Source organism: Serratia sp. GW822-FHT06E05 (assembly GCF_058799445.1).
On record NZ_JBXALM010000002.1, the window covers coordinates 271,358 to 285,222 of the forward strand.

A 13,865-nucleotide genomic window follows, 5' to 3' on the forward strand; every position below is an offset into this window, starting at 1 on the left:
AACACCCCATCTGTTGTTTATCTTTTTTGATATCAGCACTTTAACAGTGTGACCGCCTGCTTGAAGGAATATAACCTTATAAATATAGTTCAAAATGGAATAACAAAGCGCGCTTACACCTGTGGATGATAGGCGAACAGCGCCGGCGCACCGCCGGTATGGATAAACAGGATCGGACCCTCGTCACGGAAGCGCTGCTGGGCTACGCCGTCGATCAGACCGGCCATCGCCTTGCCGCTGTAAACCGGATCCAACAACACCCCTTCCTGCTGCGCCAAAAGCTGTATCGCCGCCGTGCCTTCTTCGTTTGGCATACCGTACTGCGGCGCAAAATAGTCGTCCCACAGCGTAATTGGTGCCAGTTGGTCAATATCCAATGAACAGGCCAGCGCTTTTTGGATCAGCTCCACCTTGGGCAACTGGTCGATCACCTTGCGTGAAACAGTTACACCAATCAGTTGCGTTTCCGGCAGTAACTGCTGCAGGCCAACGGCCAGCCCGGCATGGGTTCCTGCGCTGCCGGAGGCCACCACTACTGAGCTGAATGCAACGTTGCTGCGCTGGCTCTGCTCGGCAATTTCCAACGCACATTGCACGTAACCCAGCGCCCCCAGCGCATTGGAGCCTCCTACCGGCACCACATAAGGCCGGAAGCCTTGCCCTTCAAGACGGGTAGCCAGATCGGCCAACTGCTGTTGCGGGTCATGCAGCGCGTCACACATCACCACTTCCGCGTTAAACAACCCGAGCAGCAAGCGGTTACCGTTGGTCAGGTAGTTTTCTGCCTGAGTGTCGATTGGGTTTTCCAGCAGCGCTACGCAGTGCAGACCCAGCTTGGCCGCCACTGCAGCCGTTTGGCGCACATGGTTGGATTGGATGGCGCCGGCGGTGACCAGCGTGTCCGCGCCTTGACGCAGCGCTTCTGCGGCAAGAAATTCCAGTTTTCTCAATTTGTTACCGCCCATCGCCATCGGCGTGACGTCGTCACGTTTGATGTAAATTTCGCGGCCAAGGTAGTCTGAAAGGCGAGACAGTTTTTCGAGCGGAGTGGCAGAGCCCACTAAATCGAGGCGCGGGAATTGCGCCAGTTTGTGTTGCAGATTCACAACTTCCCCCAGGGAATCAGGTATCAACATCTAAACGATAGATTTAGCAGATGTGAACCTAATAATCACTCTTTATTCGTAACGGGGAAAGGGTGAGAGCCCCGGCTGGCGTGCCGGGGAAGCCAGATCAGTAGCTTTTTTGCCAGGCAAGGTACTGGTCATATTTGCGCAGCGCAATGCGGTAATTGTTGTGCGCCGCAGAAGGCAAGTCTTCGATAATACGCTGATGGCTGGCGTTACTGGCGAATTTATCCGCCGGATAGTTGCGCTCCACCAGCATTTCATCCAGCCGCCGCAGGCGCACCACGTATTCACGAATGGTGCTGTGGCTCATTTCGGTTTGCTCAAACAGATATTGCTTAAACGACATAATATCGAAATAGCTCGGATGGCTATTGCAGGAGATCTCACTGCAAAAGCGGCACAGCGCCGTCAGCTCATTTTGCACATTCAGCCAAACGTGATCATCAATCGGCTGATCCATGCGCGCAATGGCATCTTTGTTGATGATCTTGCCACGAAACACCAACGCCATGCGATCCAATAGCTTGCCGCACTGAGAGCAATGGGTCTGGCTGTGTTTATAATCTTTCAAATAACGGCTCAGCGGCCGCTTTTTCAATAATATTCCTGGCATAGAAGCAGTCCGATTATCGCAATGGTGATCAGGTTGAAGGGTCAGAATTGAGTGCATGTCAGTTCTCGTTCGCCAGGCGGGAGCGCAGGCGTTTTATTGCCTGGCTATGCAATTGGCTGACACGTGATTCCCCTACGTCCAGCACGGCGCCGATCTCTTTCAGGTTCAACTCTTCCTGGTAATACAGCGTCAGCACCATTTTTTCGCGTTCCGGCAACGCCTCAATGGCGTCAATCACCCGTTGGCGTAAATTGCCCTCCAGCAGATGATGTAACGGATTGGCCTCTTCGTGCCCTTCCAGCAGCGGTTCCGCGCTTTCGCCATGCTCTTCCCGCCATTCGTCGTAGGAAAAAAGCTGACTGTTATTGGTGTCCAACAGAATTTGACGGTACTCATCCAGTGGCAGGTTCAGCGTCTGCGCCACTTCCACTTCGCTGGCCGGTCTGCCGAGCCGCTGTTCCAACTGCCGCATCACCTGCGCCACTTCACGGGCATGGCGACGTACGCTACGCGGCACCCAGTCACGGCTGCGCAACTCATCGAGCATGGCGCCGCGAATGCGTTGCACCGCATAGGTGGTAAAGGCGGTTCCCTGCAGGGCGTCATAACGCTCAACGGCGTTTAACAGCCCAATTCCCCCGGCCTGCAGCAGATCGTCGAGCTCCACGCTGGCGGGCAGCCTGACCTGCAGGCGCAACGCCTCGTGGCGCACTAACGGAACGTAGCGCAGCCAGAGAGAATTTTTGTCCATCACGCCTTCGGCGGTATACAGATCGCTCACTATGTCTAAAACCTGCGGATAAGAGAGTCAGCGCTATTATCCGTAGGGGGCAAAATGCCAATCGGCAGAACAGTCGTACAAAACAGGCCTTATTTGCGCCATGCATTAGCTGAGCGGTGCGCGACCATAAAAAAACCCCGCCGAAGCGGGGTTCTTTTGCGACAGGTTAATCGGGGAGAGTCGATTAACGCAGCAGGGACAACACGTTCTGAGTAGACTGGTTAGCCTGTGCCAGAACAGAGGTGCCAGCCTGTTGCAGGATGTTGGCACGGCTCATGTTAGACACTTCGGTCGCGTAGTCAGCATCTTGAATACGAGACTGAGAAGCAGACAGGTTGTTCACGGTGCTGTTCAGGTTGTTGATAACAGAATCGAAACGGTTCTGTACCGCACCCAGGGAAGAACGCAGACCGTCAACTTTAGACAGTGCAGCATCCAGTTGATCCAATGGAGATTTAACAGCAATTTCTTTGCTGGTGTCAGTAACTACGCCAGTTTTGCTATCAATAGTTGCTTCAGAATATACTTTTTTGTCGCCTACAGTTTTAGCAATCACATAACCGGTAGATTTGTCAGACTTGGTGTAAGAGTGCAGTTCAGCACCGTCTGGCAGACCAGTTGGCATGGTCACAGATTTTTTCTGGCCGTTTGACACTTCGGTAACTTCAGTCGGAGTCGGAGTAGGGGTGGTTGCTTTAGTTGTAGTGTCGTAATCAAATGTACCGTCAGATTTCAACGATGCTGCGTAATAGTCCGCACCTGCAGTAGCTTTTACATAATAAGTAGTTGCGCCAGAAGTTGCATCTTTAGAAGAATATAATTTGTCGTCGATAGCTACCGCAGTACCTGTGTTCGCATCCTTACCTTTAGTCGGAGCCGCAGTTTGGTCAACCGTAGTCACTTTGCCACCAATCATGTTGGTTTTATCAGTGACGTTGAAGGTATCCAGGCCCAGAGTAGACTTATTAATATCCTGCAGGCTGATTTCGATAGTTTCACCATCGTTAGCGCCAACCTGAACAGTCAATTTCTGATCTTTGCTCAGCACTTTTACGCCGTTGAAATCAGTTTGTTCAGAAATACGGTCGATCTCAGACAGACGCTGGGTGATTTCGTCCTGGATGGACTGCAGGTCGCTGGAAGAGTTAGAACCGTTCTGCGCCTGTACGGTCAGACGACGGATGTTTTGCAGGTTGTCGTTGACTTCGTTCAGTGCGCCTTCAGTGGTCTGCGCCAGAGAGATACCGTCGTTGGCGTTACGGGAAGCCTGAGTCAGGCCTTTGATGTTAGCGGTGAAACGGTTAGAGATCGCCTGACCCGCAGCATCGTCCTTGGCGCTGTTGATACGCAGACCGGAAGACAGACGCTCGATCGCAGTACCCAAAGAAGACTGAGATTTGTTCAGGTTGTTCTGCGCCATCAGCGACAGGCTGTTGGTATTAATTACTTGTGCCATTGTATGCTTTCCTTACGTGTCAGTTGCGATCTTCGCAACGTAGTTAAAAGGTTCGGGCTGCTTTGCCCACGGCGTCAACCACCGTCCCATCAGGTATCGGCCCTCCCCCTGCAACCTTTAGAATTTTTTTGTTTTTTTTTCGCTTCGCCGCAATGGCAGAAATAACGCGGTTTTTCCTTCTTCTATTACGTCATCGTTTTTTAAACTTTTCGGTAAACTTTTTCTCCGCTGGGCCGATAAACGCGTAAAGCGAATAAAGTCATTATTAAGGAGAATTACGAATGGCATCGATCAGTTCATTAGGCATCGGCTCAGGACTCGACCTCAACGGTTTGCTGGACAAGCTGAGTAAAGCGGAACAGCAGCGTCTGACCCCGTACACCACTCAGCAGACCAGCTATAACGCCCAGTTGACTGCCTATGGCACGTTAAAAGGCTCGCTGGAGAAGTTCGATAACCTCAGTAAAGAGCTGGCGAAACCGACGTTTTTCAACAACACCACCGCCAGCAAACACGATCAGTTTGCCATCACCACCACCGACAAGGCCGTGGCGGGTAACTACAGCGTTGAGGTGCTAAAGCTGGCGCAGCCGCAAACGCTGACCACACAGGCCCCAGTGACCGATCAGACGGAAAAACTGGGCACCGCAGGCAGCAGCGATCGTTCAATCAGCATCACCGCCGGCAACCCACCGAAAAACGTGAATATCCCACTGAGCGATGACCAAACCTCGCTGGTGGAAATGCGCGATGCAATCAATAACGCCAAGGCCGGCGTCAACGCCAGCATCATGCGAGTGGGTGACAACGACTACCAACTGGCACTCAGTTCCACCACCACCGGCGAGAAGAACACCATTTCGGTGCAGGTCAATAATGACGATAAGCTAGGCGCTATCCTCAACTACGACCCCACAGCCAAAAGCAACGCAATGAAACAAACCGTGGCCGGTCAGGATGCTGAAGTGCTGGTTAACGGCACGAAAATCAAACGCAGCACCAACTCGATTGCCGATGCCCTGCAGGGCGTGACCATCGATCTGAAAACCACAACCAAAAAAGATGAACCGCAAAACCTGGTGATCAGCACCGACAAAACCGGTACTGCTGACAAGATCAAAGAGTGGGTCGACAACTATAACTCGCTGCTGGATACCTTTAACTCGCTGACCAAATATACTCCGGTCAAAACCGGCGAGGCGCAGAATGCCAAAAACGGCGCGCTGCTGGGGGATAACACCCTGCGCGGTGTTCAGTCTTCGATTAAAAGTGCGCTCAGCGCAGCACAGGATAACCCGGATCTGAAAGGTTTGGGCAATCTGGGCATTTCAACCAATACCAAAACCGGCAAGCTGGAGATCGACAGCACCAAGCTCAACAAAGCTATTGATGAGAAACCGACGCAGGTTGCCAACTTCTTCGCTGGCAACGGCACTGATACCGGCATGGCCACCGAGATCCACAATGAGATCCAAAGCTACATCAAGGCCGGCGGCATCATTGAGAACTCGACCAAAAGCATCAATACCAACCTCGATCGCCTGAACAGCCAGATCACCACCGTGACGGCCAGTATTCAAAGCACCATCGATCGTTATAAACAACAATTCGTCCAACTGGATACCATGATGTCCAAACTGAGTGGCACCGGTGATTATTTAAAACAACAGTTCAAGTAAGAACTTTTTAACCAGGTAAAAAATCGCATGTATAACCGTAGCGGAACTCAGGCCTACGCCCAGGTCAGTCTGGAAAGTGGCGTAATGAGCGCCAGCCCGCACCAGTTAATCGTGATGTTGTTCGACGGGGCGCTTAGCGCCCTGTTACGCGCACGGATACTGATGAATCAGGGTGATATCGCCGGCAAAGGACTGGCTCTGTCAAAGGCCATCAATATTATCGATAACGGCCTGAAAAGCGGTCTCGACCACCAACAGGGCGGTGAAATGGCCGATAACCTGGCGGCGCTGTATGACTATATGAAGCGACGCCTGATGCAAGCCAACCTGCACAATGACGAAGCGGCGATTACCGAAGTGGTGAAGCTGCTGGAAAATATTGCCGACGCCTGGCGCCAGATTGGCCCCAATTATCATCCCTCTCAGGACGCCGTATAATGGAACGTCAACAGCAACTGCTAGCCGCATATCAGCAAGTGTTTAGCCTGAGTAGCCAGATGATCGCCCTGGCGCAGACGGAAAGATGGGAGGATCTGGTTGAGCTGGAACTGTCCTACGTGACGGCGGTGGAAAGAACCGCCGCCTTTACCGGGCAGGCCGGTCCCTCAATGGCACTACAGGAATTGCTGCACCACAAGTTGCAGCAGATCCTGGATAATGAAACCGAACTGAAGCGCCTGCTGCAACAACGTATGAATCAACTGAAAGAATTAATCGGTCAGTCGACGCGGCAAAACGTGGTCAATAATACTTATGGCCAGTTTCACGATCGCGCCCTGTTGTTGGGAGACCCACAAGTCAGATGAGTTCGCAGCAATAACGACGAAGGCAGAATAGATAGCAGCATGCACTATTACTCCCTGGTTAAGTCAGGATATTAATCCATGGCATTTGAATTATTCAGATAATGGGTAATTAGAAAAAATGCACAATTCGAGCCTTGCTCTCACTTTAATGGATAAATACCATTCCGACACGGACGTTTTCTGTTCAGCAGGAAATTGATTTTTGATAGATAAAACACGTCGTTGTGTTTCACAACCTATGGAAAGATGTTGCTCCAACGCCAATCAAAGCGTAAAGATATTCATAGATAATGGCTGCGAAATGAATATCGATGGAACGTACAATTAATCTTTGTCCAGGAATTGGTGCATCGGCACACATCATTCAGCATACTGAATTATTATTTCCTTCAGTCTATTTTGAGCAACCGCATCTGTATCTGGTACAGCAAGGCCACAAACGCGTGCGTTGGCAACAGCATGAAGTGGTGGCACATGCGGGTGAGCTGTTGATTATCGACGGAGGGCAAACCGTGGATATTATCAACGAGCTTTCCGAGGAGGGGGTATTCAGCTGCCAGCTATTGGCCTGCGATCCGCAGTTACTCAGCATACCACCGACCCAGGCTGAAAGTGCGCCACTGAGCCCCTTCGACGCGGTGATGGCGTTACGTAACCTGCCCTGCGCGTTGATACACAGTTTCGAGACCACCAGTTTGGCGCTGACGCTTAAGCATCGTTTCCCCACGGTCATCATTCGCCACAAAATGCTGGAAATATTGCTGTGGTTAAAACAATTCAATATCAACTTCATTCATAACGAGGCCAGAAATTTAACCCAGCGAGTACGTCGCTGTCTGGCAACCGATCCGCATAATATCTGGACCGCGGCCGAGGTGGCGGAAACCCTGTCGATGAGCGAAGTCATGCTGCGACGCAAACTGTCGGCGGAGAATACCGCGCTGCGTAATCTAATGATCGACGTGCGTATGAGCAGCGCACTGACCTTGCTGCAATCTACCGATTGGCCAATATCCGCCATCGCTCAGCACGTGGGCTATGAAAGTTCTTCGCGATTTGCCGAGCGCTTTCGCAAACGCTTCGGTTTTGCCCCCACCGCCATTCGTGGGCACCAGCGAGCCATGGAACCCCAGGCCATTCGCCCCGATCCTTTCAGCATGATGCAAGCCCAGGAGTGATGACCTCCGGGATAAATTAAATCGTTGAACAATGAAAGCGTCGTTTATACAGGCAATATTGGCGCAAAACAGGCGGGTGGGATAGCATCGGCGAGCATTCAGTCATCGGAAGGGAATAATCCATGCTCAACGAAAAACTGCTGTTTTCCCTGGTTGTGTTGTTGCTCGGCATGTGGCTGCTGGGTTTGGTGTATGAAGAAGACGCCATGCGGCTGCTGGCGGGAAAATAAAGCGGCAGGGCCACCCAACGTGGCCCGGGTTATTTTAGCTTTCTTTAATTAAAACGCTTATTAATACAACCAAAACGATCAGAATTAAAATACTGAACAACCGCCATCTGCGTTCACTTTTGCTACACATTATCTTATCCGGTAATTGAAACGACCTTAACCCGGAAATTATAACCCCGTGAATACCATGGCAATGTGAGTTTAACCGGGGTTTCTGCCCTGCTACTCCAGCGATTGATGTTCCCGGCCAGACACTTGTCTCGGCTTTAGAGAAGTTCTGCATCTCAGAATCCGAAGCCCATATTTGCCTTGCGCTAAAAAGCAAAAACCCACCGTGGGTGGGTTTAGGGTCAGTTCTTAAGCGGCCTTTCCCTGTTCAGCAAAGAATTCAGGCTTTCATTTCTGGCTGCGGGTACGAGGCCAGTCTCATCACACCGGCATATTCATCACTTCTTGATAAGCCGAAACCAGCTTATTACGCACCTGCACCCCTAACTGCAGCGAGATGGACGATTTTTGCAGATCGACCATCACGTCATTCAGGCTAATGCCCGGCGCACCGACTTCGAAATCCTGTGCCTGTTTGCGCGCAGCCTGCTGGGTATCGCTGATCTTGCCGATCGCCGCCTTCAACTCACTGGCAAAACTGACGCCCTGCGCGGATGCGCCTTGCCCCATCTGCCCTGCCTGAATCGCCGTGGCCTGCAACTGCTGCAAAACCCCTTCAATACCCTGAATTGCCATTATGACCTCAATAAAAACGCTGCTGCCGGACGTTGTTGCATCAGGCACTACTTTGATGCTGAACACCCTAACACAGCATTTTCATCCTAAAGCGGCTAATTAACTGCAAAAAACCCGGCTTATCGGGCCATCGAAATGGGCCCTAAGGGCGAATAATAACATGCCCAGAAATGGGAGCGCCGCTATACCCGTCGCTTTTCAAGTTGCAGCGTTGTTGTCTGCCCGCGCTCATCCCAATCACTGTAGGGGGCGAATAAAATCGCCCCGATTAACTCAGGCGCAGCATGCCGCGCCCCTACAAGACCCCGGGATGAGCGAGCGGGTCGCCTGGCAGCAACTTGAAAGGCATAGGGTATATTTATATGTGTATCAGGGAGTCTGTTTTGTCACACAACGCTAACCACACCGTTCATCAGCCTGGCAGGGAGCTACGCCGTGGCCCGCACCGGATCCTGAGCGTCATTGAAGGACTCGGGCTAAAATGAATGCTTCAATCTCCGCTACTGAAAGTCGCGATAATGGCCTGCTGGCCATGTGGAACCGCCTGCGCGCCAACCCAAAAGTCCCGCTGCTGATTGCGGCCTCCGCAGCCATCGCCATCGTGGTCGCGCTGCTGTTATGGGTGAAAAGTCCAGACTACCGCGTGCTGTACAGCAACATTAACGATCGCGACGGCGGCGCCATCGTCACCCAACTGACGCAGATGAACATCCCCTACCGCTTTGCCGAAAACGGCGCGGCGTTGCTGATCCCAGCCGAAAAAGTTCATGAAACCCGTCTGCGTTTGGCGCAGCTCGGCCTGCCTAAAGGCGGTGCCGTGGGCTTCGAACTGCTGGACCAGGAAAAATTCGGCATCAGCCAGTTCAGCGAGCAAATCAACTATCAGCGCGCGCTGGAAGGTGAATTGTCCCGTACCATCGAATCATTAGGGCCGGTACAAAACGCCCGGGTGCACTTGGCTCTGCCCAAGCCTTCGCTGTTTGTCCGCGAGCAAAAATCCCCTTCCGCTTCCGTGACCCTGACGTTGCAACCGGGTCGGGCCCTGGATGACGGCCAGATCAACGCCATCGTTTATATGGTCTCGAGCAGCGTAGCCGGTCTACCACCGGGCAACGTGACGGTGGTCGATCAGGCCGGCCGCCTGTTAACGCAGTCCGACGGCACCGGACGCGATCTGAATGCCGCACAGCTTAAGTACGCCAGCGAAGTGGAAAACCGCTACCAGCGCCGTATCGAAGCGATTTTGGCCCCGATGGTCGGCAGCGCTAACGTACGCGCTCAGGTCACCGCACAGATCGACTTCTCCACTCGCGAGCAAACTGACGAACAGTACCAACCTAACCAAGAGCCAAATAAGGCCGCCGTACGCTCACAGCAAATGAGTCAAAGCGACCAGATTGGCGGGCCATTGGTCGGCGGCGTGCCGGGCGCATTGTCAAATCAGCCGAGCGCACCGGCTGCTGCCCCGATTGAAACCGCCCAACCGGCCACCGCCGGCAATAATGCCGACGCAGCTAAAACCGATACGGCCACGGCGCGCAGTTCGGCAGCCAAGGGCAGCGGGCCGCAAAACTCCCGCCGCGATGAAACCATCAACTATGAGGTCGATCGCACCATTCGCCATACCCAGCACAAAGCCGGGACGGTACAGCGGCTGTCGGTCGCGGTGGTCATCAACTATCGCGGCACCGATAAGGACGGCAAACCACTGCCGATGAGCAAAGAGCAGCTGGCGCAGATCGAATCGCTGGCGCGTGAATCCATGGGCTTCTCCAGCGCCCGTGGCGATACCCTCAACGTGGTCAACACGCCGTTTACCGATAACGAAATTACCGGCGGCGAGCTGCCGTTCTGGCAGAGCCAGTCGTTTATCGATCGTCTGATCGATGCCGGTCGCTACCTGCTGATCCTGCTGGTCGCCTGGGTGCTGTGGCGCAAACTGGTACGCCCACAACTGCAAAACCGTCAGGCGGTACAAAAGGCCGCGCTCGCCGCCGCCGCTACGCCAATGGCCAAACCGGCTGACAGCAGCAAACCCAGCAATGAGGAGCTGGCGCAGCACAGGAAATCCCAGCAGCGCGTCAGTGCAGAAGTCCAGAGCCAGCGGATCCGCGATTTGGCTGATAAAGACCCACGCGTGGTCGCTCTGGTAATCCGCCAATGGATGAGTAACGAACTATGAGTCTGACCGGAACCGAAAAAAGCGCCATCCTGCTGATGACGCTGGGCGAAGATCGCGCCGCCGAGGTGTTCAAACACCTTTCCTCGCGTGAAGTGCAGCAGCTGAGTGGCACCATGGCCAGCATGAGCCAGGTGTCGCACAAGCAGCTCAATGAAATACTGCGCGAATTTGAAGACGACGCCGAACAGTATGCCGCGCTGAGCGTCAACGCCAGCGACTACCTGCGTTCGGTGCTGGTCAAGGCGCTGGGTGAAGAACGTGCCGCCAGCCTGCTGGAGGACATTCTCGAATCTCGCGAGACCACCACCGGCATGGAAACGCTCAACTTTATGGAACCAATGAGCGCCGCCGATCTGATCCGCGACGAACATCCGCAGATCATCGCCACCATCCTGGTTCACCTCAAGCGTGGCCAGGCAGCGGACATTCTGGCGCTGTTCGACGAACGCCTGCGCAACGACGTGATGCTGCGTATCGCTACCTTCGGCGGCGTGCAGCCAGCGGCGCTGGCGGAACTGACCGAAGTGCTGAACAACCTGCTCGACGGTCAAAACCTCAAGCGCAGCAAAATGGGCGGCGTACGCACCGCAGCCGAGATCATCAACCTGATGAAAACGCAGCAGGAAGAGGCGGTTATCGACGCCATGCGCGAATACGACGGCGAGCTGGCGCAGAAGATCATCGACGAAATGTTCCTGTTCGAGAATCTGGTGGAAGTCGACGATCGCAGCATCCAGCGCCTGTTGCAGGAAGTGGAAGGCGAATCCTTGCTGGTGGCGCTCAAAGGCGCGGAACAACCACTGCGCGAGAAGTTCCTCAAAAACATGTCGCAACGCGCCGCAGATATCCTGCGCGACGATCTGGCCAACCGTGGCCCGGTGCGCATGTCGCAGGTGGAGAACGAGCAGAAGGCTATCCTGCTGGTGGTCCGTCGTTTGGCCGAGAGTGGCGAAATGATTATCGGCGGTGGCGAGGACACCTATGTCTGATCGCATTAATACCCTGCCCTGGCAGCCCTGGTCGCTCAACGACCTCAACGAGCCCAAACCGGCGCTCGACCCGCTGCCTCTGCCGGTGGAAATCACCGACGGCGCACCGCTGGACGACAGCCTGGTTCGGGAACAACAGCTCACTCAGCTCCGCCTGCAGGCGGAGCAGCAGGGCCAGCAGTTGGGCTATGCGGACGGACAGCAAAAAGGCTACGACGCCGGCTTCCAGGCCGGCATGGAAGAGGGTCGCCAGCAGGGCTTGCTGGAAGCTCAACAACAGCAACAACCGCTGACCGCGCACTGGCAGCATCTGGTGACGGAATTCCAGCACACGCTGGACGCCCTCGACAGCGTGATTGCCTCGCGCCTGATGCAGTTGGCCCTGACTGCCGCCAAACAGGTGCTGGGCCAACCGCCGGTGTGCGACGGCACTGCCCTGCTGGCGCAGATCCAACAGTTGATTCAGCAAGAGCCGATGTTCAGCGGCAAGCCGCAATTGCGCGTGCACCCGGATGACTATCAGCGAATCGAGCAACAGTTGGGTGCCACGCTCAGCCTGCACGGCTGGCGGTTGCTGGCGGACGGTCAGTTGCATCCTGGTGGCTGCAAGGTCAGCGCCGACGAAGGCGATCTTGACGCCAGCCTGGCAACCCGTTGGCATGAACTCTGCCGTCTGGCCGCTCCGGGAGACGTGTAATGACCCTGCGCCTCGGCCGCTGGCTGACCTCACTGGATGCGCTGGAAAAACGCATCGCACACGCCCCGACGGTACGCCGCTACGGCCGCCTGACCCGCGCCACCGGTTTGGTGCTGGAAGCCACCGGGCTACAGCTGCCGATCGGTGCCACCTGCCTGATCGAGCGTCACGACGCCGGTGAGGTCCAGGAAGTAGAAAGCGAAGTGGTCGGCTTTAACGGCCAGCGGCTGTTTCTGATGCCGCTGGAAGAAGTGGAAGGCATCGTGCCCGGCGCCCGGGTTTACGCCCGCATCTCGCCGGAAGGCCAAAGCGCCAGTAAGCAGCTGCCGCTCGGTCCTGCCCTGCTGGGCCGGGTACTGGACGGCAGCGCCAAGCCGCTCGACGGCCTGCCCGCACCGGAAACTGGCTACCGTGCGCCGCTGATCACCGCCCCATTCAACCCGCTGCAACGAACGCCGATCGAACAGGTGCTGGACGTCGGCGTGCGCACCATCAACGGCCTGTTGACCGTCGGTCGCGGTCAGCGCATGGGGCTGTTTGCCGGTTCCGGCGTCGGTAAAAGCGTGCTGTTGGGCATGATGGCGCGCTACACCCAGGCCGACGTGATTGTCGTCGGTCTGATCGGCGAACGTGGCCGTGAGGTGAAAGACTTTATCGAAAACATCCTCGGCCCTGAAGGCCGGGCGCGTTCGGTGGTGATTGCCGCACCGGCGGACGTCTCGCCGCTGCTGCGCATGCAGGGTGCGGCCTACGCCACACGCATCGCTGAAGATTTCCGCGATCGCGGCCAACACGTGCTGTTGATCATGGATTCACTGACGCGCTACGCCATGGCGCAACGTGAGATTGCCCTGGCCATCGGCGAGCCGCCGGCCACCAAAGGCTATCCGCCCTCCGTCTTCGCCAAGCTGCCGGCACTGGTCGAACGCGCGGGCAACGGCATCAGCGGCGGCGGGTCCATTACCGCCTTTTATACCGTGCTGACCGAAGGCGATGACCAACAGGATCCGATCGCCGACTCGGCACGCGCCATTCTCGACGGCCATGTGGTGCTGTCGCGACGCCTGGCGGAAGCCGGCCACTACCCGGCCATCGACATTGAAGCCTCCATCAGCCGCGCCATGACCTCGCTGATCGACGAAGAGCACTATCGTCGGGTGCGTAACTTCAAACAGATGCTGGCCAGCTACCAACGCAACCGCGATTTGATCAGCGTAGGCGCTTACGTCGCAGGCAGCGACCCGCTGCTGGATAAGGCCATGACGCTGTATCCGCAGATGGAAGCCTATCTGCAGCAAGGCATTTTCGAACGCAGCGGCTATCAGGACGCCTGCCAGCAGCTACAGCAGTTGATCGTTTAACGTCACCAAAGGCGCAAAC

General features: G+C 55.1%; 13 protein-coding genes. 8 read left to right on the plus strand and 5 right to left on the minus strand.

Annotation, left to right across the window (positions count from 1 at the left end; translation table 11 throughout):
- Positions 1-113: 113 nt before the first annotated feature.
- The 4 genes from AC1RKC_RS08850 to AC1RKC_RS08865 all read right to left on the minus strand — a co-directional run bounded on the left by AC1RKC_RS08850 (position 114) and on the right by AC1RKC_RS08865 (position 3,980).
- Positions 114-1,106, minus strand: a complete 993-nt coding sequence (locus AC1RKC_RS08850) for a D-cysteine desulfhydrase (protein WP_122079693.1) — start codon at positions 1,104-1,106, stop codon at positions 114-116.
- Positions 1,107-1,233: 127 nt separating this feature from the next.
- Complete coding sequence (gene fliZ, locus AC1RKC_RS08855; protein WP_041414695.1) at positions 1,234-1,743, minus strand: flagella biosynthesis regulatory protein FliZ; 510 nt, start codon at positions 1,741-1,743, stop codon at positions 1,234-1,236.
- Positions 1,744-1,801: 58 nt separating this feature from the next.
- Positions 1,802-2,524, minus strand: coding sequence for an RNA polymerase sigma factor FliA (locus tag AC1RKC_RS08860; protein WP_020827491.1), 723 nt, complete (start codon positions 2,522-2,524; stop codon positions 1,802-1,804).
- A gap of 184 nt (positions 2,525-2,708) precedes the next feature.
- Positions 2,709-3,980, minus strand: a complete 1,272-nt coding sequence (locus AC1RKC_RS08865) for a FliC/FljB family flagellin (protein WP_149572753.1) — start codon at positions 3,978-3,980, stop codon at positions 2,709-2,711.
- Positions 3,981-4,261: 281 nt separating this feature from the next.
- Here AC1RKC_RS08865 and fliD point away from each other — a divergent pair, with 281 nt between their 5' ends.
- The 4 genes from fliD to AC1RKC_RS08885 all read left to right on the plus strand — a co-directional run bounded on the left by fliD (position 4,262) and on the right by AC1RKC_RS08885 (position 7,643).
- Positions 4,262-5,659, plus strand: coding sequence for a flagellar filament capping protein FliD (gene fliD, locus AC1RKC_RS08870; protein ID WP_198639849.1), 1,398 nt, complete (start codon positions 4,262-4,264; stop codon positions 5,657-5,659).
- Positions 5,660-5,686: 27 nt separating this feature from the next.
- On the plus strand, positions 5,687-6,097 hold the full coding sequence (gene fliS, locus AC1RKC_RS08875) for a flagellar export chaperone FliS (protein ID WP_012145664.1): 411 nt from the start codon (positions 5,687-5,689) through the stop codon (positions 6,095-6,097).
- Positions 6,097-6,465, plus strand: coding sequence for a flagella biosynthesis regulatory protein FliT (fliT, locus tag AC1RKC_RS08880; protein ID WP_048760249.1), 369 nt, complete (start codon positions 6,097-6,099; stop codon positions 6,463-6,465). The genes fliS and fliT overlap by 1 nt, the downstream gene beginning before the upstream one ends.
- Positions 6,466-6,776: 311 nt before the next feature.
- Positions 6,777-7,643 (plus strand): helix-turn-helix transcriptional regulator, encoded by an 867-nt coding sequence (locus tag AC1RKC_RS08885; RefSeq protein WP_020827496.1) that lies wholly within the window; start codon positions 6,777-6,779, stop codon positions 7,641-7,643.
- Between the two features lie 659 nt (positions 7,644-8,302).
- Here AC1RKC_RS08885 and fliE read toward each other — a convergent pair.
- The gene (fliE, locus tag AC1RKC_RS08890) at positions 8,303-8,617 is read right to left on the minus strand and encodes a flagellar hook-basal body complex protein FliE (protein ID WP_044552041.1); all 315 of its coding nucleotides are present in this window, start codon (positions 8,615-8,617) and stop codon (positions 8,303-8,305) included.
- A gap of 481 nt (positions 8,618-9,098) precedes the next feature.
- Between fliE and fliF the strand changes: the two genes are divergently transcribed.
- From fliF to fliI, 4 genes are read left to right on the plus strand one after another with little or no spacing between them, the layout of a single operon-like run.
- Positions 9,099-10,799: a flagellar basal-body MS-ring/collar protein FliF gene (gene fliF, locus AC1RKC_RS08895; RefSeq protein WP_116690263.1), complete on the plus strand. Its 1,701-nt coding sequence runs from the start codon at positions 9,099-9,101 to the stop codon at positions 10,797-10,799.
- Complete coding sequence (fliG, locus tag AC1RKC_RS08900) at positions 10,796-11,788, plus strand: flagellar motor switch protein FliG (RefSeq protein ID WP_012145670.1); 993 nt, start codon at positions 10,796-10,798, stop codon at positions 11,786-11,788. Before fliF ends, fliG begins: the two co-directional genes overlap by 4 nt.
- Complete coding sequence (gene fliH, locus AC1RKC_RS08905) at positions 11,781-12,485, plus strand: flagellar assembly protein FliH (RefSeq protein ID WP_115058588.1); 705 nt, start codon at positions 11,781-11,783, stop codon at positions 12,483-12,485. The genes fliG and fliH overlap by 8 nt, the downstream gene beginning before the upstream one ends.
- A complete protein-coding gene (gene fliI, locus AC1RKC_RS08910) occupies positions 12,485-13,846 on the plus strand; it encodes a flagellar protein export ATPase FliI (RefSeq protein WP_020827501.1) in 1,362 nt (453 codons plus the stop codon). Before fliH ends, fliI begins: the two co-directional genes overlap by 1 nt.
- Positions 13,847-13,865: the final 19 nt, after the last annotated feature.